Annotated in this window: 20 protein-coding genes; 17 read left to right on the forward strand and 3 right to left on the reverse strand. The window is 61.8% G+C overall.

The genetic code is table 11. The features are described from left to right. The first annotated feature begins 1 nt into the window (after position 1). The 17 genes from EXZ48_RS26800 to EXZ48_RS26875 all read left to right on the forward strand — a co-directional run bounded on the left by EXZ48_RS26800 (position 2) and on the right by EXZ48_RS26875 (position 13,810). Positions 2-2,245 (forward strand): hypothetical protein, encoded by a 2,244-nt coding sequence (locus EXZ48_RS26800; RefSeq protein ID WP_130519656.1) that lies wholly within the window; start codon positions 2-4, stop codon positions 2,243-2,245. A 13-nt stretch (positions 2,246-2,258) separates the two neighbouring features. Then, positions 2,259-2,435, forward strand: coding sequence for a hypothetical protein (locus EXZ48_RS35030; protein WP_165909436.1), 177 nt, complete (start codon positions 2,259-2,261; stop codon positions 2,433-2,435). After that, the gene (locus tag EXZ48_RS26805) at positions 2,416-2,910 is read left to right on the forward strand and encodes a hypothetical protein (RefSeq protein ID WP_130519658.1); all 495 of its coding nucleotides are present in this window, start codon (positions 2,416-2,418) and stop codon (positions 2,908-2,910) included. Before EXZ48_RS35030 ends, EXZ48_RS26805 begins: the two co-directional genes overlap by 20 nt. Before the next feature lie 6 nt (positions 2,911-2,916). Then, a complete protein-coding gene (locus EXZ48_RS26810; RefSeq protein WP_130519660.1) occupies positions 2,917-3,261 on the forward strand; it encodes a hypothetical protein in 345 nt (114 codons plus the stop codon). Further along, complete coding sequence (locus EXZ48_RS26815) at positions 3,261-4,088, forward strand: YncE family protein (protein WP_130519662.1); 828 nt, start codon at positions 3,261-3,263, stop codon at positions 4,086-4,088. Before EXZ48_RS26810 ends, EXZ48_RS26815 begins: the two co-directional genes overlap by 1 nt. Beyond that, positions 4,088-4,675, forward strand: a complete 588-nt coding sequence (locus EXZ48_RS26820; protein ID WP_207900511.1) for a hypothetical protein — start codon at positions 4,088-4,090, stop codon at positions 4,673-4,675. The genes EXZ48_RS26815 and EXZ48_RS26820 overlap by 1 nt, the downstream gene beginning before the upstream one ends. Before the next feature lie 111 nt (positions 4,676-4,786). After that, a complete protein-coding gene (locus EXZ48_RS26825) occupies positions 4,787-6,259 on the forward strand; it encodes a phage tail sheath subtilisin-like domain-containing protein (RefSeq protein WP_130519664.1) in 1,473 nt (490 codons plus the stop codon). 32 nt (positions 6,260-6,291) lie between these two features. Further along, positions 6,292-6,801: a phage major tail tube protein gene (locus EXZ48_RS26830; RefSeq protein WP_130519666.1), complete on the forward strand. Its 510-nt coding sequence runs from the start codon at positions 6,292-6,294 to the stop codon at positions 6,799-6,801. A gap of 60 nt (positions 6,802-6,861) precedes the next feature. Beyond that, entirely contained in the window at positions 6,862-7,353 is a 492-nt protein-coding gene (locus EXZ48_RS26835) for a hypothetical protein (protein WP_130519668.1), read from the forward strand. A gap of 103 nt (positions 7,354-7,456) precedes the next feature. After that, entirely contained in the window at positions 7,457-10,351 is a 2,895-nt protein-coding gene (locus EXZ48_RS26840) for a phage tail tape measure protein (protein ID WP_130519670.1), read from the forward strand. Next, a complete protein-coding gene (locus EXZ48_RS26845) occupies positions 10,348-10,833 on the forward strand; it encodes a phage tail protein (protein WP_130519672.1) in 486 nt (161 codons plus the stop codon). The genes EXZ48_RS26840 and EXZ48_RS26845 overlap by 4 nt, the downstream gene beginning before the upstream one ends. Beyond that, the gene (locus EXZ48_RS26850) at positions 10,833-11,840 is read left to right on the forward strand and encodes a phage late control D family protein (RefSeq protein WP_130519674.1); all 1,008 of its coding nucleotides are present in this window, start codon (positions 10,833-10,835) and stop codon (positions 11,838-11,840) included. The genes EXZ48_RS26845 and EXZ48_RS26850 overlap by 1 nt, the downstream gene beginning before the upstream one ends. Continuing rightward, positions 11,833-12,099: a tail protein X gene (locus EXZ48_RS26855; protein WP_130519676.1), complete on the forward strand. Its 267-nt coding sequence runs from the start codon at positions 11,833-11,835 to the stop codon at positions 12,097-12,099. The genes EXZ48_RS26850 and EXZ48_RS26855 overlap by 8 nt, the downstream gene beginning before the upstream one ends. Positions 12,100-12,124: 25 nt before the next feature. Next, positions 12,125-12,343: a hypothetical protein gene (locus EXZ48_RS26860; protein ID WP_130519678.1), complete on the forward strand. Its 219-nt coding sequence runs from the start codon at positions 12,125-12,127 to the stop codon at positions 12,341-12,343. Further along, entirely contained in the window at positions 12,336-12,839 is a 504-nt protein-coding gene (locus EXZ48_RS26865) for a lysozyme (RefSeq protein ID WP_130519679.1), read from the forward strand. The genes EXZ48_RS26860 and EXZ48_RS26865 overlap by 8 nt, the downstream gene beginning before the upstream one ends. A 2-nt stretch (positions 12,840-12,841) precedes the next feature. After that, entirely contained in the window at positions 12,842-13,282 is a 441-nt protein-coding gene (locus tag EXZ48_RS26870) for a hypothetical protein (RefSeq protein WP_130519681.1), read from the forward strand. Between the two features lie 183 nt (positions 13,283-13,465). Next, positions 13,466-13,810: a DUF1515 family protein gene (locus EXZ48_RS26875; RefSeq protein ID WP_130519683.1), complete on the forward strand. Its 345-nt coding sequence runs from the start codon at positions 13,466-13,468 to the stop codon at positions 13,808-13,810. A 231-nt stretch (positions 13,811-14,041) separates the two neighbouring features. Here EXZ48_RS26875 and EXZ48_RS26880 read toward each other — a convergent pair whose 3' ends face one another. From EXZ48_RS26880 to EXZ48_RS26890, 3 genes are all read right to left on the reverse strand, one after another. Continuing rightward, positions 14,042-14,479, reverse strand: a complete 438-nt coding sequence (locus EXZ48_RS26880; RefSeq protein WP_130519685.1) for a hypothetical protein — start codon at positions 14,477-14,479, stop codon at positions 14,042-14,044. 320 nt (positions 14,480-14,799) lie between these two features. Further along, positions 14,800-15,270 (reverse strand): hypothetical protein, encoded by a 471-nt coding sequence (locus EXZ48_RS26885; RefSeq protein WP_130519687.1) that lies wholly within the window; start codon positions 15,268-15,270, stop codon positions 14,800-14,802. Between the two features lie 141 nt (positions 15,271-15,411). Further along, a complete protein-coding gene (locus EXZ48_RS26890; protein ID WP_130519689.1) occupies positions 15,412-16,068 on the reverse strand; it encodes a calcium-binding protein in 657 nt (218 codons plus the stop codon). Positions 16,069-16,577 lie beyond the last annotated feature (509 nt).

Raw genomic sequence — 16,577 nt, forward strand, 5'->3', positions numbered from 1 at the left:
GATGAGGAAAGTCTCTTTCGGCGACTTCCAGTTCGTCGAGACTATCGACCTCAACAATATGGGCAATTTCGCTCAGGAGGGCCTCGACGCCCTCGGCGCGATGGCTGTCGGCCGCGGGCGCGGCTGGGAGGGCTTCAACGTCCTGCAGGATACGTCGTCCTCGGTAAACGTCGTCGTCGGCCGGATCATTCTCGACGGCATCATGTACGGACTGCCTGATCTGGCTCTCACGCCGGTGGATCTTCTGGCGGTATCGCCGACCAGCTCGAAAAAGATCATCACCATCGTTGCCACCGGCGCTGAGGTGCCCACCGGCGCCGAGCCGCGCAGCTTCGAGGACGAGACGACCAAGGAGGCAATCTCCAAGTCGCATTTCACCGAGAAGCGCCGCAAGATCGGCATCGGCCTGGTCGCGGGTGAAGAGGCGCCGACGCCGATGCGCCCGGCTCTCCTGCCGAGCTACACGGCGATCGCATATGTCACGATGCAGGTCGGGGCAGGGGTCGTCGCTATCGAGATGGCCTACGATTTTCAGGTGAAAAGCCTCCAGGCACAGGAAGCCCGTTTGAAGGCCGCTGAGGGCACTTTGGCGGCCGCAGGTACGCAGCTGGAAACGCTCGGCACCACCATCGCCAACACCCAGCAGAGCATCAGCCGCATGAACGTGCCGCTGATCAACCAGATCGCCCGTTTCGTGGCCGAACTTCGCGATATGTTCGGTCGTAGCTCGGACGGCCTGCTCGATGGGTATGAGCGTTTCATGACGCTCACCGGGACGGACGAGGCCGCAGTCGGGTACAAGGCTCGTGTTGAGGAGGGGTTGCGGTTCCCATGGGCTGCGACCATCGAGATCACGCCGCAGCTGCTGAACCCCGGCAATGGCCGCACGATGACGCTGTCGGGCTGGACTCTCCCGCGCTTCACGAAGTCTCTGCGCCTCAACATCTGGCGCCAGGACATTTCGGTCAACGTCGCCGACTACAACTACAGCAACGTCTCGGCGACCGTATATCCGGGGGCCAAGACCCGTCGTCGTTCCGGTCCTTCGATGATCGTGAGCGAGAACTCGCAGCTGTGGCAGGACGGGCGCTACACCTACAACTACCTGACGCAGACCTTCAAGGTTGGCACCGAGAACTGGGTCGTCACCGACGAGTGGGTGCAGGATGGCGTAACCTATCGCCGCGTCGAGCAGTTCTTCAGCGACAAAATCCCGTACTGGAACGGCTACCGAAGCATGACGGACGCCGTGTCCGGCAACCTGCTTGCACAGACCTTCCTCAATGCGCAGCCGGGCTGGCTGCTTGAGCTTGGCCTGCGCTTTTCGAAGGTCACGGCCGACGACTTGAAGGTCTACCTCACCGGTCTCACGGGTGGTCAGCCCAGCTTCGACAAGACCTATAGCCAGGGTCTGATTTCGGATGCTGTTGCGTCGGCGGGCGATGGGACCGATGGGCATGAGAACAAGGCTGTCATGCAGCCGATCTTCATGCAGACCGGCGAAAAGTACGCGCTGCAGCTGTCCACCGCGGGCGACTATGCGGTCGCGTGCCGGGCGGACAACTATCTCACGCTCGGTTCACTGCACAACGGCGACGGCCTCGGCTACATCGCCGACCTCGGCAAAGACATGTGCATGCGGCAGTACTTTGCCCAGTTCGACAACAACTATGTTGAGGTCGAGCTGCAGTCGCTCACCCTGAGCGGCGGCATCACCGATATCGACATCATCTCGGAGGAATACGTTCCGGAAGGGTCGCAGCTGATTTTCCGCTACGGGATCGGCGGCGCCTGGCACGAGATCGACAAGACCTCGGGTACCCACCCGCTCGCCGTTCTCCCGCCGACGATTGTCTTCGGGGCGCTGATGGTGGGAACGCGTGATGCGATGCCGGGCATCAACCTCGCCAACACGAGGGTCCGGCTCTCTCGCGCCGACGACGATTTCGTCTGGCAGTCCAAGGTCAAGAACTGCGGCACTCCTGCCGCCACCGTCGAGATGATCGTGGTGCTCCGCAACTGGAAGCCCGCCAAGCACACGCTGACCAGTTCGGTTCTCAGCGGTGCCAACACCGACGCGCCTGATGCAACGACGGACACGACCCTTGCCGATGGCCGGGTCGAGCGCCGGATGACCTTCGGGCTCGTGGCGCCCTCAGCGACTTTTGCCATGAAACTGGTCGGCGCGACGACCGATGCGGCCGACGGCTTCGTCGTCGAAAGCGTCTACTACAACGCCCTCTAACCGGGAGCCTCCCATGGCCGCCAAGCCGAAATACAAGCCCGCCTCACAGTATGAGGTGGAACTCACTCAGCCGGTGACCGTGGGCAGGCAGCGCCTGCTTCCGCGGCCGGACCTCAAGCACACGATCAAGGGGTCCGTGCTGGAGACCCTGCCGCCGGAGGCAATCGCCAATGCCCGTGAAACTGACTGAATCGATCAAGCTTAACCGCAATACCTTCGTCGACGTTGCCCTGTTGACGAAGATTTTGCTGGAGATCCAGGCGCACCTCGACCCACTGGAGATCCTGAAGGATGGCCTTGAGGCGGCAATCAAGCAGTATGCCGCCTTTGTGAGAGAGAGAACGGACCTGATCCTCGGTCCGAAGATGGACGAGATCGCAGAAAAGCTCCTCGACCTCACGACGATGATCAGCACCGCGCGGGCAGATCTTGAGGCGGGGGCGGAGCACGCCCTCGACCAGATCCAGCCGCAGATCACCGCCAAGCTGGCAGAGGTGACCACGGCCATATCTGGCCTGAACACGGCCATCAGCCAGGCAAACGCAGCTCGCGACGGGGCCAACACTGCCGCAGGGGCCGCGAACACGGCGGCCGCTGGAGTCAATACAGCAATCGCCGATCAAATCCGCGGCGCTGAATATTTTGCAAGATGGATCGCGGGGTAGGGCGAGATGGCGAGAACCACACCAAAGACGTTCGGCATCGAGCTGACGACCTCTTCGCAGCGGATCATGGCTGACGTCGTGCCCACCGGGAAGGTTCGGCACTTCACCATGATCCAGTGCACAAGCATTGACGCATCGAATGACGCGCTTGCAACGGTTCGCTGGCTGAACGCTTCGCACTCCAACGCTGTCAACCCGCTGCTCTCGCAGGCGACGGTGACAGCCAAGGACGTCATCCCGGCGATCGTGGGGGCGTTTTCGCTGGAAGCGGGCGATGATCTGACCGGCTTGGCCTCGGCCAACGGCGACATCCATGTGACCGTCGTCTACTACGATGAGGATGCTGTCTGATGCCTCGTATTCGGCATATTGGCGGCCATGGGTCGATATTGACGGCAAAACGAAAAACCATAACTCGGCCCGGCGTTGTGGCGTTTCAGCCGGCAACCTTGCCGATCCAGTTTGATACCGTTCCATCAGTCGGCGCAACTGTCAGGGGTCTGTATGTTCGCCCGGACGGACAGCGCTTCTATGTGCTCACGAACGCCGACGACAAAGTTCAGGAATTTCGCATGTCGACGCCTTGGCGGATCGACACTGCAGTCTATGTCGGCGGCGTCGTCCTGCCGTCGCTCGGGACGGGCATGAGCCTCGCCTTCAAGCCCGATGGGACATCGCTTTATGTCTCTGACAGCGCAGCAACAGCCTATGTGCGGCAGTACAACCTGTCCACACCATGGGACCTCTCAACGCTTAGCCTTGTGGGCAGCTTGAATGTGACTGCGCAGGATACCGCACCGGGCGGCATATCGATCAAGCCAGACGGTACAAAGCTTATTCTTGGGACCATAAATTCCGGCGGATACGTCAACGAGTACACCCTATCTACACCTTGGTTGATATCGTCAGCCGCCTTCGTCAGACGCGTGGGGTTGAGCGGTGTGGGGTACTCTGCTGTTGTCCCGCCTGCTGGGGATCGGCTGTTCTTTACGACCGGTAGTGAATACTCGATACGAGGCCACAACCTACCAACTCCGTGGACGCTAACGGGTAGTTTGACCGAGGTCACAGCTCGCATAACCGTGGGGGCGATGCTTTATCTTTCATATCGGGACGACGGTAAGGCCCTCTACGGCATGAACTCTGCCGGCGTCATCATCCAAGTTGGAGGTGAGTGATGCTCTACACCCGCAACGGTTCATGGCCGGCCCCTGTGCCGTACGCGATCACACTCGCCAGCGGCTTCATCCGCACCGATCCTGAAAGCTTCACGGCCGGCGAGATCGCGGACGCTGGCTTTGTGGCCGCGCCCGACGCGCCGGCATATGAACCCGCGACCGAGCATCTTGGATGGGACGGGGCGGCTTGGACGGTGACGGCCCTGCCGCCTCCGACCGGTGACGATGTCAACGCCGAACGCGATCGCCGTATCGAGGCCGGCGCTACCTTTGTCGTCGCCGGCTATGGCCCGGTCCCATTGCAGGGCCGTCTCAAGGACCAGATCAACCTGCAATCCCGCCTGATCGCGGCGCAGGGCGCCAAGGCTGCCGGCATCACTGACCCCATCCTCCTGCTGCGCGATGCGGCCGACGTCAACCACATGCTGACCGCCGATCAGATGATCGAGCTTGTCACCAAGGGGGTCGCCTGGATCGAGGCCGTCATGCAGGTGAGCTGGAACATGAAAGATGGTGTTGCGCCGTTCGAGGCGGGCATCCCGCCCGACTATGCCGAAAACACCTATTGGCCGCAGCCGGCCACCTAACGAACCCGGACCCGCCCTCTGAGGCGGGTTTTTCTTTGCCCGCTCGCCGGGCGCAACCCGCACGAAGCCCGCCTTCGCGCGGGTTTTTTGTTGCCTGCAAAGGAACCTTCCATGGACATCTATCTGCACGGCCTGGAGACCATCGAGAAGACCGACGGCCCGCGTCCGGTGGAAACGATCGATACCGGCATCATCGCCTTGATCGGCACGGCGCCGGACGCGAACGAAACCCTCGTTCCGACGGACAAGTCTATCCCGATCCACGGTATCAACGGCCTGCCGGCCGGCCTTGGTGAGACGGGCACACTGCCCGACGCTCTCGCCGCCATCTTCGACCAGGCTGGGAAGGTCTCGCAGACCGTTCTCCTCGTTCGTGTCGAGGAGGGTGCCAACATCTGGGAAACGATGTCGAACATCATCGGCAACGCGACGATGCGCACAGGCCTGCACGCGTTCCGCAATGCGCCCAACGATCACGGGTTAACGCCGAAGCTGATGATCGCCCCCGGTTTCACATCCCAGCGGCCGACCGATGGTGTGGCGTCGATTGAAGTCGGAGCTGGCGGCGGCGCTGGCTATACCGAGGCGCCGGTGGTTGCGATCACGGGCGGCGGTGGCACGGGCGCGACGGCAATCGCCGTCATCAACAGCGAGACCGGCAAAGTTACGGCGATCATCGTGACGAACCCGGGTGTCGGATACACCACCGCACCGACGGTCACGCTGACTGGCGGTGGCGCACCGACGACGCCGGCGACGGCTACCGCAACGGTCGGCACGGTTGCCAACCCGGTGACCATGGCGATGCTGGCGCTGGCCGACATGTTCCGTGCTGGTGTCATCAAGGACTCGCTGGCAACCACCACCTCGGCGGCTATCAGCGATCGCGGCGACTTCGACACTGACCGCCTGCTCATCGTCGAGCCGATGGTGAAGGTCTTCAAGAACGGCACGCCGGTCAGCCAGCCGGCATCGGCACGCGTAGCCGGCCTTCAGGCCCGCGTCGACTACGAGAAGGGCTTCTGGCACTCGCCGTCCAACAAGGTGCTCAAGGGCGTCATCGGCACGTCGCGTTCCATCGAGCACTCCTTCCGCGACCCTTCGGCGGAATCCCAGCTGCTCAACCGCAACGCGGTGGCGTGCGTCGTGCGCGCCAAGAGCGGCGGCTTCAAGCTGTGGGGAAGCCGGGTGCCATCGTCTGACGGCCTGAAGAAGTTCTGGTCTGTACGGCGCGCGCACGACACGATCATCGATTCCGTCGAGATCGCCTGCGAACCGTTCGTCGACGAACCCTTCGGTCTTCAGCCTCTCGTTGACATCGCCGAAACGGTCAATGCCGGCCTCCGCCGCTGGACCGGCCTGGGCGCAACGCTCGGCGGCCGCGTCTGGCTCGATCCGGCGCTGAACACCAAGGAAACCTGGGTCAACGGGCACCTGTACGTGTCCTATGACGGCGAGGGACCGGCTCCGATCGAGCACATCACCTTCGTCTTCAACCGGAACACTGGCTACTACGACACCCTGTCCGCCAACGCCGTCCGCGAAATCGCGCGCATGGCCGGCACGACGCTGCTCGTCGCCTGACCCCTCCCGAAAATCCATAGGAGAAACAAGCGATGCGGCATCTGTTGCAGGGCTTCACCATGAACATCGGCGGCTCCGACTACGGTATCGACACCGAAGAAATCGAGCTGCCGTTCCCGGTCCCCACCACCCAGAACTATCGCGGTGGCGGTATGGATCTTGCCGTCGATCAGCCGATGTCGGCCATCGAGGCGCTGCAGGTCACCGTCAAGATGGCCGGTCTCAACCCGGAAATCATGAAGCAGATGGCCCAGGCCCCGGGCATCACAACCCGCCTGACCTTCCGCGGCGGTGTCCTGCGCGAAACGGACGGCGGCATCGCCCGCCACATGTGCATCGTGCAGGGCTGCATCAACGGTTCCAACCGGGATCGCTGGCAGCGCGGCGAAAAGGCGGGCTTCGAGTTCATCGTCAACGGCATCAAGTACCTTCGCTACGAGGTCGATGTCGATAAGATCCACGAGCTCCAGGCGTGGCCGCCGATCCGCATCGTGAACGGCGTCAACCAGATTTCCGAACTGAACGCGGCTCTCGGCTTCTAAGGCTGACCGCTTCCTCTGCCCCGGCCACGCGCCGGGGCTTTTTTGTTTCGTGGGGAAAGCATGGACCAGATCGTTAAGGCGCTGACGCCCGCCGAAATCGCAGTCATTGAGGCGCGTGAGGCGCAGAAGCAGGCCGAAGGCGGAGGCGGTGGAAAAATGAAGCCGCCCCCGCCCAAATTCATCGGTGATGAAGAGGACCGCAAGACTACTCTGGTCCTTGAATTCCCCGTCGAGTGGGGTGGGCTGACATTTACGGAGATCACCGTAACGCGCCCGACCATCAAGGTCTGGAAGGCGTATACGCGGGCGGTGGCAGAAGCTATCGCAAAGTTCGGCCCTGACGCTGAAGACACTGTGGACCAGCCATTCATCACCGCTCCAGCGGTCGTGATCAACTCCCTCGACTTTATCGACGGTGCCCGCCTCGAAGGGGTGATCGACGGTTTTTTCGATCGCGCGTCACTGCCGAACGAGGAGACGGCCGAGACCTCGGAAGTGCCCGAGGATACGTCTTCCACATCCGACAGTGGCGAACCATCGCCTGGGTCGTAATGCGCGCCTCCTTCGGCGGCATCGGCTGGAGCGACATCGACGAGATGACGTTCGACGAGCTCGTCCAGAACTGGGTTGAGGCCCATCATTTTCAGGTGAAGAAATGACGTCACGCACAGCGAGCTTGCGGCTGCAGCTCATCGATGCCGTGAGCGGTCCTTCTGCCAAGGTGGCAAGCACGCTCCGCAACCTCGACGGTACGCTCGGCCGTCTCGGCAAGAGCGGATCGCCGGAGATACGCCGGCTGGTCAAGCAGCTGGAGTACCTGAAATCCAAGTCCGGTGCCCTCGACAACCTCGCCGGCTCGAAGCGAGGCCTCAAAGATCTCGCGAACGCCCTGGAGGAAGCGCGAAATCGGGTGAAGGGGCTGGAGAAAGCTCTTGCCAGCTCTGCCAGCCCGACGAAGAAGATGCAGCAGGATCTCGACCGTGCTCGCACGGCCGTCAAGAATGCTGCTCTCGCGTTCGCCCAGCAGACGCAGGCCGTAACGAGTGCCGAGCGGGCGCTGCGTAGCTATAGCGTCAACTCTGGCCGGAATGTTGCCACCGCGCAGCAGAAGATCCGGAGCGAAGTCGCTAAGACCCTTGTCGAGCTTCGGAAGGTCGAGAAGGAGCAGGTCAAGCCGAAGCCCCGCCCGGGAGGGCGAAACCCTCAGTCCGGCCGCTCGCTGGAACACAACGCCATCGTCGCCGGCACGGGTTACGTCGTTGGAGACCAAGGGCGCCGCGCCATCGGGCAAGCCTTCTTCAATGCTATCGATTTCAACGAGGTGGCCGCATACCAGTCGGCTCTCGGTGGGTTTAACCCTGACGAGCGCGGCAAGTTGAACCGCCAGGCTGAGAAGATCGGTGGCGATACCCGCTTCTCGAACGTTGATGTGGTCAAGGCCCAGACGATGATCCTTCAGGGCGGTATCCGCGACGTGAAGCAGATCATGGATCTGACGGAGAAGATCACCGACTACTCGCTTGCCATGGGGGTGACCCTGGAAGAGGGGGCTGAAACAGTCCGCGGTTCGGCTCTCTCCAAGCGCATCGATCTCTCGGATGTGAACGCGATCAGCACCTTCGTCGACAACCTCGTCTGGATGGCGAAGAACGGCGGCATGTCCGATGAGGACGTGCGCCAGTACATGAAATACGGCGGCGGTCCGACGAAGGGCGTGAACCTGCCGGATAACTATGCCGCCGCTATCGGCATGGTGCTTCGCCGTTCCGGTCTCCGGGGTGACGAAGCCGGTGTCTTCGCCCGCACCATGTCTTCGAAGCTGGTCGCTCCGACCAAGAAGGGGCGGGACTCGCTCGCAGCAATGGGCATTGACTACAACGATTATGTCTCCATGCCGGACGCGATGAACGCCGAAGGCGTCGAGATCATGATGAAGAACAACTTCGGCAAACGGATCACGCCGGAGATGCGCGAGGCAATCGCCCAGTTGATGAACGAGGGCGAGTTCACCGATCCTGAAACTGGCGAGACGCGCTCCGTTGCCTCCGACAGCGGCGAATTCACGACGCAGATGTCCGACATCTTGAATTCGTTGTTTGCGGGCAAGGGCGGTAAGGTTGCGGCAAAGGATGCCCAGGCCCTTTCGAAAGCGCTGAGCGACTACCATAAGTATTCGGTCGAGAGCGTTGATGTGGTGGGTCTTTTCAACGCCATCATGTCGAGCAATCCCACGCAGGGGAATCTCAACGCCTACTTCACCGACCGGCAGGGTGGCCGCGCCAGCCTGATCGCGCAGCAGTGGCCGCTTTTCCAGAAGCTCTTGGAGCTGATGAACAATACCCCGGAAGGAGTGGCCAACGATATCGGGACTAAGGCTAACGCCGAACTCTACGGTGACTGGACGAAGCTAACCGGTACCGTCGAGACGGTCTTGACCCGTATCGGTCAGGATTTCGAGGACGTGACCCGGCCGATCATCAATGCCACCAACTCGATCCTTGACGGCTTCCTCGGGCTGGACAAGGGCTCCCGGCAACTTCTCGCCGCATTCGGAATGGCTGCCGCGGCGTTCGCCGCCTACGCCGCTGTTCGTAGTGGGGCAGGTCTCCTCGGCGGTCTATTTGGGGGCGGGGGGGCCGGTAGCGGTGCGGCCGCCGGCGCGGCTGGCGCAGCTGGAGGCGCAGCGGCTGCGGCGAGCAAGGGTGGCGGCTTCTTCAAGAAGCTACTCAGGGGGGCCGGCATTGCCGGTGCAGCCTTGACGACCAACGAACTCCTTGGCGCTGCCGACCCGAAGGGAAACCTTTGGGGGCTGACCGATGGCATCGACAAGTGGGTGGAGGAGAACTTCGGTTTCAACCCGTCCCGTGTCACGATCGGCGGCGGAGGAGGTGCGGGAGCGGCTGGAGGTTCCACTGCCAACAAAGCGAAGGTGGCCGGCATCAGTTCGCAGCTCGACCAGATGACCAGCGAGTGGCCTATGGCTGCGCAGCGGGCATTGAAGTCCTACGGCAACGCTCTCGCCCAGGGCGGCGCGCAGGCGGAGACGGAAGCGCAAGCGATCGGCCAGCGTGTCGAGCAGGCGCTCACCGTCGAAGGAAAGCCGACCGTGAACACGGCCGACATCCAGCGGGCTCTTTCGCTGGCTCGGCAGTTGGCGGCGGCTCTCCGGGCACCGGCCGGGGGCGGCTACTCCTCCCCCACGAACACCAACAAGTTCGGCGGGCCGCGCGCCCGGGGCGGGCCGGTTAAGCGTGGGGTGACTTATCTCGTCGGCGAGCGGGGCCCTGAGCCCTTCACCGCGCCGGCGAGCGGCTACATCACCTCGAACAAGGACTGGCAGGAGGCTTCGTCCTCCGGGCCGACAATCCACGCCCCTATCAACATCGACTTGACGCTGCAGGTGAACGGCTCGTCTGCCGCCGACTTGCAAAAGCTTGCGGAGGATGCCGCGGCAACGGTCGTTGGCAGGCTCACCAGTGTGCTTGAGCGTCAGCTCGGGCGCGGGCCGCAAGTGGCGTTCAGCGGGGCGAAAACCTACGGAGACTCATGATGCTCATGGCCTGGGGACCGTTCCGGTTCACGATCCCGACCTATTCGGTTGAGGAGATCAGGCGCTCCTTGCAGCCTCGGACGAGCCCGGTGCCGGTTATCGGCCGGGCTCCTCCAATCCATAAACTTGGTCCTGGGAATGAGCAGATCACCCTCAGCTCGACCTTTCACCCGCATCATCTCAACGGCCGGGGCCTCGCCCAGCTTGCATCGATACGGCAGGCGATCAATGCGCAGGCGACCTATCCGCTTGTCCATGTCAACGGCAGAGCAATGAACATCTTCGGCTCGTGGACCGGGGTGCAAATCGATGACAGCCACTCGCTCCTCGATGTCATGCTGACGCCGGGTACTGTGACGGTCTCGATGTCTTTGATGAGGGAGGACTCATCGCCAGCGCGGGCGATCGCCATCGCGGCGGCCGCCGACTTCAGCCTCGGCCTCGGCGTGAACGCCAGCTTCTCAATCAGATTGGGGTTCTAATGCCCGTCCCGCAGTTTTTCATCAACGCCAACGGCCTAGACGTTACCGGCCGTCTCGCCGGCATTCTGTCGCAGATGACGATCACGGACAACGAGGGGCTGACGGCCGACACTCTTGAGCTCGAGCTCAACGACCTATTGGGAATGACAGAGGTCCCGGAGACAGGGGCGATCCTCAACCCGATCGGTGGTTATGCCGGCAACCTTCGGGACTATGGTCTATTCGAAGTCGACAACGTGAGCTTGAACGGGTGGCCACAGAAGATCACCATCTCCGCACAGTCGGTTGCGGCGAAGTCTCTCGCAAAGCAGCGAGAGCCTAAGGCCTACCCAAAGGAGAAATTCCCGACATACGGCGATATCTTCCGCACCGTCGCGGGCGTGATCGGGGTGCAGTTGTCTGTAGCCAACGTGATCGCAGCGATTGAAAACACGTTCGAGGCTCAGGCCGATGAGGACGGGCTGGAGTTCGTTGAACGGCTAGGCGACAAACTCAATGCCTCGATCTCGTTCAAGCAGCAGCGGCTTGTCGTCGTCGAGAAGGGGAAGGGGCTCGCCGCCAGCGGCGAGCCAATGGAAATCACGAACATCACTCGGCCTGGAAACCTCATCAGCTACAGCGTGACGCTGAAGGATGCGCCGAAGTATCACGAGGTGGAGGCGACCTATTTCGACCGTGCCGCAAACAAGCGTGAGGTCGTCAAAGAGGCCACGGGGTTGGACGGTCCGAAATTTCTCCTCCGATACCCACATCAGGATAAGGCTGAAGCGCAGCGCACCGCAAAATCCAAGGCGACCGATCTCGTCATGGCTCAGGCTGAGGCGACGTTCGAAATCGAAGGCGACCCGCATGTGTCGGCCGGTTCATTCGCGGCCGTTTCCGGTGCACGGCAAAAGGTCGATGGGCTGTGGAAGATCAAGTCGGTTGTCCACACCTTCACGAGCGAGAACTACTTCGGGAACTCGCTGCAATGCGATGTTCCGGCAAGCGGAGGAGCGGATGGATAGCACCTTTGCGGACCGGATAGTCAAGCTCGACGACGGTACCGACGCGCTCGTCACAGCCGATGGCGACATGATCGATGCGGTCGCGCATTACTACTACGGCAGCCATGAACGAAACACCGAGCGGATCTACGAGGCGAACCCTGGGCTTGCCTCCTGGGGCGAGATCTTACCCGCTGGATTGGTCGTTCTTCTGCCCCCGCGGATCATTGCCCCGGTGATCCGCGCCACTCGGAAGCTCTGGGAAACCAGCAGGGCCTAGGGCTCAACCATCCAAGGACATCATCATGCGTCTCGTCACGAACTGGCGGGCGGTGCTCCGCCGCGCGTGGAGCGTCCGCCTTATGCTGCTCGCCGCCGCCCTGTCCGGGCTGGAGGTGGCCATGCCCCTCGTTGGTCATGTGCTGCCGATCCCCACGGGCGCCTTTGCGGGCCTTTCCTTCATCATTACGGCCGGCGCCTTTGCTGCCAGGTTCGTCGCACAAAAAGGGCTCTCCGATGAGTAAACGTGCAAAGGCCGCTCTGGCTTCCGGCCTCGGCGTCGTCGGCCTGGTGGCCACCTATCTTGCTGGCCCGTGGGAGGGCAAAGAAAACCTCGCCTACTACGACCGCCTCGGGAAGGTATGGACCGTCTGCTACGGCGAGACGCTGAACGTGAAGAAGGGCGACCGGTTCTCCGACAAGGAATGCCTGGAGAAGCTCTACCGGCGCCTGGAGAAGGACTACCGCCAGCCGTTGGCGCGCTGCATCACCAACTTCGACGCCGCGCCACTCTCGCTCCAGGCATCGCTACTCGACGCCGGCTATAATGTCGGCGTGGGCGCCATCTGCAAGTCCACCGCCGCCAAGCGCACGATGGCGAAGGATTTTCGTGGCGCCTGTGAGGCGGTGACGCGGTTCAACCGTGCGGGCGGGAGGGTGATCGAAGGCCTCAAGCGCCGGCGCGAGTACGGCGATGCCACGCGCATCGGCGAGCTCGAGCTATGCCTCGCGGGGCTGTAGCCATGCCGACGCTCTTCGCATTTGCCCGGCTGCTCGGTCTGCAGGGCATGGTGATCGCCGCGGTGCTTGTCTTTTACGAGGGCGCACCCGGCCTCAACTACCTGACGCCCCATCTCCGTTTCGTGCCAGCGGCCGGACCACTGCTCGACGATCTCGCCCAGGGCCGAGTTGGCCGAGCTGCGCGAACCGCGAAGCTATCCGAGCGGTTGGCTTGGCAGGAGAAGGAGCGGCGTTGGCAGATCGCCACCCAGGCCAAGGTAGACGCCATCGAGGACGGCTGGAACGAGGAGCGTCGCCGGCAGGCGGCGAACCACATGGACGCAATCGCCGAGCTTGAGAGGGCCATCGCCGATGAGAAATCAAATCGTTCGGGTGGCGGTCCTGCTTGCGATCCTGCCCTTCCTCGCGGGGTGTCCCGCGCACTCGACAAGATCGGGCGGTAGGATAGCCGTTGGCGGTGCGCTGCTTGCGCGCTGCGAGGGACCCGTCACCCTGCCAGATCGTTCCCTTGAGACGGCGGAGGTCGCACGCCTCTGGAGCAAGGATCGGCACGCGCTCGGCGATTGCAGTAAACGGCATGCCGCGCTTGCCGATATCACACGAGAAATTCAGGGGCAGGGCAGGGAATGACGCAGGAGAGCACGGAACGAACTCTCGGAATGCTCGTGGCTGAAGTGCGAAGCCTGCGGGCTGACATAGACCGGCAGGAGAAGAAGTCGGATGACAGTCGAGCCGTCATGCACCAACGAGTTGATGCGCTCGTGGATCGTGTTGGTGCGATCGAGGGAGACATTTCCACCGTCAAGCGTGATGTCGTCGACATGAAGCCCGTCACCGACGATGTGAAGAAATGGAAGATCATGGGGATGACGGCAATCGCCATCATCGGGATCGGCGGCGCTGCCATGGGGGTTACCTTCGCCGAAGCGATCAAGCGTGTGCTTACCGTCTTGTTCGGCCGCGCCATCTGAAAATCAATAGATCCGTGCAACTTGCCCTCCGCTTCGGCGGAGGGCTTTTTTGCGTTTTAGGGCTTTGCTCAGCCGAGGAGCGTCGGTGCGGTCGGCTATTACCCTTTCGGCTTTCCTGGCTCCTTGTAGGGAAAGTGAGGCCAGCACCACCACCGAATGGGCTGCGCCTTGCTCGGGGAGTACCCGAACCCTCCCCAGTCGCTGCATCCGGGATGTTCACAATAGTGCTCGTCAGGTGTCGCCGGGTGGGTGTCCGTTCTTTCGTCTACGCTCAAGTTCGGTCTCCTCGTTCTGGTCGCGCATGATCCGGATGCCGTTGCGAAGACGCACGCCGCCCGGGTATCGAGTGATGAGATATTCGTACATAGCACCGGCGGCAATGGCGTTGGCGGAGCCGCCGAGCCGTTCCATCGGTACGTCTTTGCTATCCACTCGGTCGACCATGAACGGGAATGGGTCGAGAACCTTGGAGTAGTTGTCCGGCAGCTGGGCGACGAAGCCGCGGCCTTCCTCGCAGAAGAACGTGCTTTCCGGCCCATATACCCAAGCCGTCACCGTTCGATTTTCGAGCTTGCCTTTGGCTTTGTAGCAGACCTGCCATTCCTTCCCATGCTTGATCAGCATCGGCTCGGAGAGCGGTTTTCGTTTGGTCGGCTTGTTCTCGGACATGCGGTATCCTCGTCTGAACGAACCGCATTTTCGTTCTCTTTGTGTTCATGCCCGCCTTGGGCGCTAAATGATCCTGAGAGAGGGCGAAGTCAATAGGGGCGGAGGCGCTATTCAACTTACCAATCGAAAGTGAAACGCTCTCGTTTCCGTCAATGCATTTCACTTGATGAGTGACACGCCGCCTTGCAATGTCTGAAAGTTCTGGAAGCCTTCCAAGCTGAATACGCGGGTTCGATTCCCGCTACCCGCTCCAAAAAATCCACCACTTTACAGGTTTGCTCAGGCCATCTCTTTTGGTTGACCGACAAGGCCGATTCGCTCTAGCCGCGTTCCAGATAGATCTGGCAGTTCTGCCGGTTGGCTTTCCCGGTGAGCGTATTGCCGTCGATTTTGACCACGTAGTCGTAGGTATCCGGTCGCGCGGTAACGATGGCATAGGTGTTTGGAGTATCCTCCGCCGCCATCGGGCTGATCTGAGCCTCGTCGGTTCCTCTCGCTGCACCGCTATAGGCCCATTTCCCCTTGCCGACGCGGCCGAACTGTTCGTCGACGGAGAAGGTGATTGTGAACTGCCGCCGCCCGCAGGCGACGTTGCCCAGCCACGTGCCAATGAGATCGGTTTTGCCGGCCGCTGCTCCCTCTTGCTGTGCCGCGTCGCGCAGGTTCGAAATTTCGGTCTCAAGCTCGCGAATGATGGCGCGCAACCGGTCGATTTCCTGCTGGTCATCGTCGTGACCCGTCCGCGGACCGCTTGGACCGCTCGCATCGAAATCCTGCGTGGAAGCCGGCATCGGTGCTATCCCGACAAGCAGAAGCGCGACGAGGCAGAGAGGCGAGGAGGATGCTCGTTTCAAGGTGGAACACACGCGGATTCGCACGGAGATCCTCCAAATTAAAGTCGTGGCTTTTCTTTTTGCTCAGGTGCCCTGCTTCTAGAGAAACCAGTCGGCGCTCACGTCGGTCATGTCGATGCCGCGGAGCGTGATAGTGCCGCCGCCGGAAAGGTTCAGCACAGCGAAGCCGCTCTTGTCTTCGGTGACGGTGAAGGTTTGCCCGCGCAGATCGATGAGGTCGGTCCCATCCTTGAAGTCGCGGATCGTGTCGTCGCCCTCCGCCTTGCCGAACACGAAGGTGTCGATACCCGTACCACCGGCAAGGGCATCGTCGCCCTGGCCGCCTCTGAGGGCGTCCTTTCCGCTTCCACCCGACAATGTATCCGCTCCTCTGTCGCCGAAGAGCTTATCGTCCCCGGCGTCGCCGGAGACGGTGTCGTTGCCTGCGCCGCCCTCGACCTTGTCCGCGTCTGCACCGCCGGCCAGTTTGTCGTTTCCAGCGTCGCCCTTGATCTTGTCTTCGCCCTTACCGCCCTTGATGCTGTCGTTGCCGGCCTCCCCACGCAAGGTATCCGCGCCGCCGCCGCCATCGATACTGTCGTTTCCTTTTCGGCCTTTCACGACGTCGTCACCGCCAAGGGCGCGGATAATGTCGTCATTGTCGCCGCTGTTCAGCTTGTCCGCACGGTCCGTGCCTTGAATATTCCTGCCCTTCGCCCAGGCAAGGTCCATGGCCTCGCTCCACATCATCGCCATCGTCTCCTCCCGGTGGTTGAGAATGAGCCGCTGAATCTAGAGCACGCGTCCTGGGAGAACGCAGTCAAGCAAAGGGAGTGGCGGCGGCATCCGTTCGGCGTAGGAGCGGCGCGGAGATGCTTGGGAAACGGGATTGTTTGGGTGAAATCCCGCTGTAAGAGGCAAGGCATCGCCCAGGTTGGGGCTGAGGAGCAATGCGGGAGCGAAACGAACGTGCTTCCCTTCGAGTGATCAACGCATGCAGCTCCCCTAAGGCCCTGCCTTGAAAAAGCGATTCCGCGTCATGATCTAAGGGCTATCCGGCTCACCCCAGCCCGTTTCCGGCGGATTTTCCCGTGCATTTAGCGCTTGCGCATTCGTTGCGAAAGCCTTAAACGCCTGCCAAACCGGACGGGCCGGTTAGCCCAACTTTCGTTCAGTAGGAATAAAAACATGGCAAAAGGTAAGTTTGAGCGCAACAAGCCTCACGTAAACATCGGCACGATCGGCCACGTTGACCATGGCAAGAC

It is taken from the genome of Shinella sp. JR1-6, from assembly GCF_004284735.1.
Classification (GTDB): Bacteria; Pseudomonadota; Alphaproteobacteria; order Rhizobiales; family Rhizobiaceae; genus Shinella.

Coding starts and splice junctions, on each gene's coding strand:
- EXZ48_RS26890 (WP_130519689.1), bottom strand. CDS start 16,068: ATGGCGATGATGTGGAGCGAGGCCATGGACCTTGCCTGGGCGAAGGGC.
- EXZ48_RS26840 (WP_130519670.1), top strand. CDS start 7,457: ATGACGTCACGCACAGCGAGCTTGCGGCTGCAGCTCATCGATGCCGTG.
- EXZ48_RS26820 (WP_207900511.1), top strand. CDS start 4,088: ATGCTCTACACCCGCAACGGTTCATGGCCGGCCCCTGTGCCGTACGCG.
- EXZ48_RS26810 (WP_130519660.1), top strand. CDS start 2,917: ATGGCGAGAACCACACCAAAGACGTTCGGCATCGAGCTGACGACCTCT.
- EXZ48_RS35030 (WP_165909436.1), top strand. CDS start 2,259: ATGGCCGCCAAGCCGAAATACAAGCCCGCCTCACAGTATGAGGTGGAA.
- EXZ48_RS26845 (WP_130519672.1), top strand. CDS start 10,348: ATGATGCTCATGGCCTGGGGACCGTTCCGGTTCACGATCCCGACCTAT.
- EXZ48_RS26825 (WP_130519664.1), top strand. CDS start 4,787: ATGGACATCTATCTGCACGGCCTGGAGACCATCGAGAAGACCGACGGC.
- EXZ48_RS26830 (WP_130519666.1), top strand. CDS start 6,292: ATGCGGCATCTGTTGCAGGGCTTCACCATGAACATCGGCGGCTCCGAC.
- EXZ48_RS26850 (WP_130519674.1), top strand. CDS start 10,833: ATGCCCGTCCCGCAGTTTTTCATCAACGCCAACGGCCTAGACGTTACC.
- EXZ48_RS26870 (WP_130519681.1), top strand. CDS start 12,842: ATGCCGACGCTCTTCGCATTTGCCCGGCTGCTCGGTCTGCAGGGCATG.
- EXZ48_RS26815 (WP_130519662.1), top strand. CDS start 3,261: ATGCCTCGTATTCGGCATATTGGCGGCCATGGGTCGATATTGACGGCA.
- EXZ48_RS26855 (WP_130519676.1), top strand. CDS start 11,833: ATGGATAGCACCTTTGCGGACCGGATAGTCAAGCTCGACGACGGTACC.
- EXZ48_RS26865 (WP_130519679.1), top strand. CDS start 12,336: ATGAGTAAACGTGCAAAGGCCGCTCTGGCTTCCGGCCTCGGCGTCGTC.
- EXZ48_RS26880 (WP_130519685.1), bottom strand. CDS start 14,479: ATGTCCGAGAACAAGCCGACCAAACGAAAACCGCTCTCCGAGCCGATG.
- EXZ48_RS26885 (WP_130519687.1), bottom strand. CDS start 15,270: ATGCCGGCTTCCACGCAGGATTTCGATGCGAGCGGTCCAAGCGGTCCG.
- EXZ48_RS26875 (WP_130519683.1), top strand. CDS start 13,466: ATGACGCAGGAGAGCACGGAACGAACTCTCGGAATGCTCGTGGCTGAA.
- EXZ48_RS26800 (WP_130519656.1), top strand. CDS start 2: ATGAGGAAAGTCTCTTTCGGCGACTTCCAGTTCGTCGAGACTATCGAC.
- EXZ48_RS26835 (WP_130519668.1), top strand. CDS start 6,862: ATGGACCAGATCGTTAAGGCGCTGACGCCCGCCGAAATCGCAGTCATT.
- EXZ48_RS26805 (WP_130519658.1), top strand. CDS start 2,416: ATGCCCGTGAAACTGACTGAATCGATCAAGCTTAACCGCAATACCTTC.
- EXZ48_RS26860 (WP_130519678.1), top strand. CDS start 12,125: ATGCGTCTCGTCACGAACTGGCGGGCGGTGCTCCGCCGCGCGTGGAGC.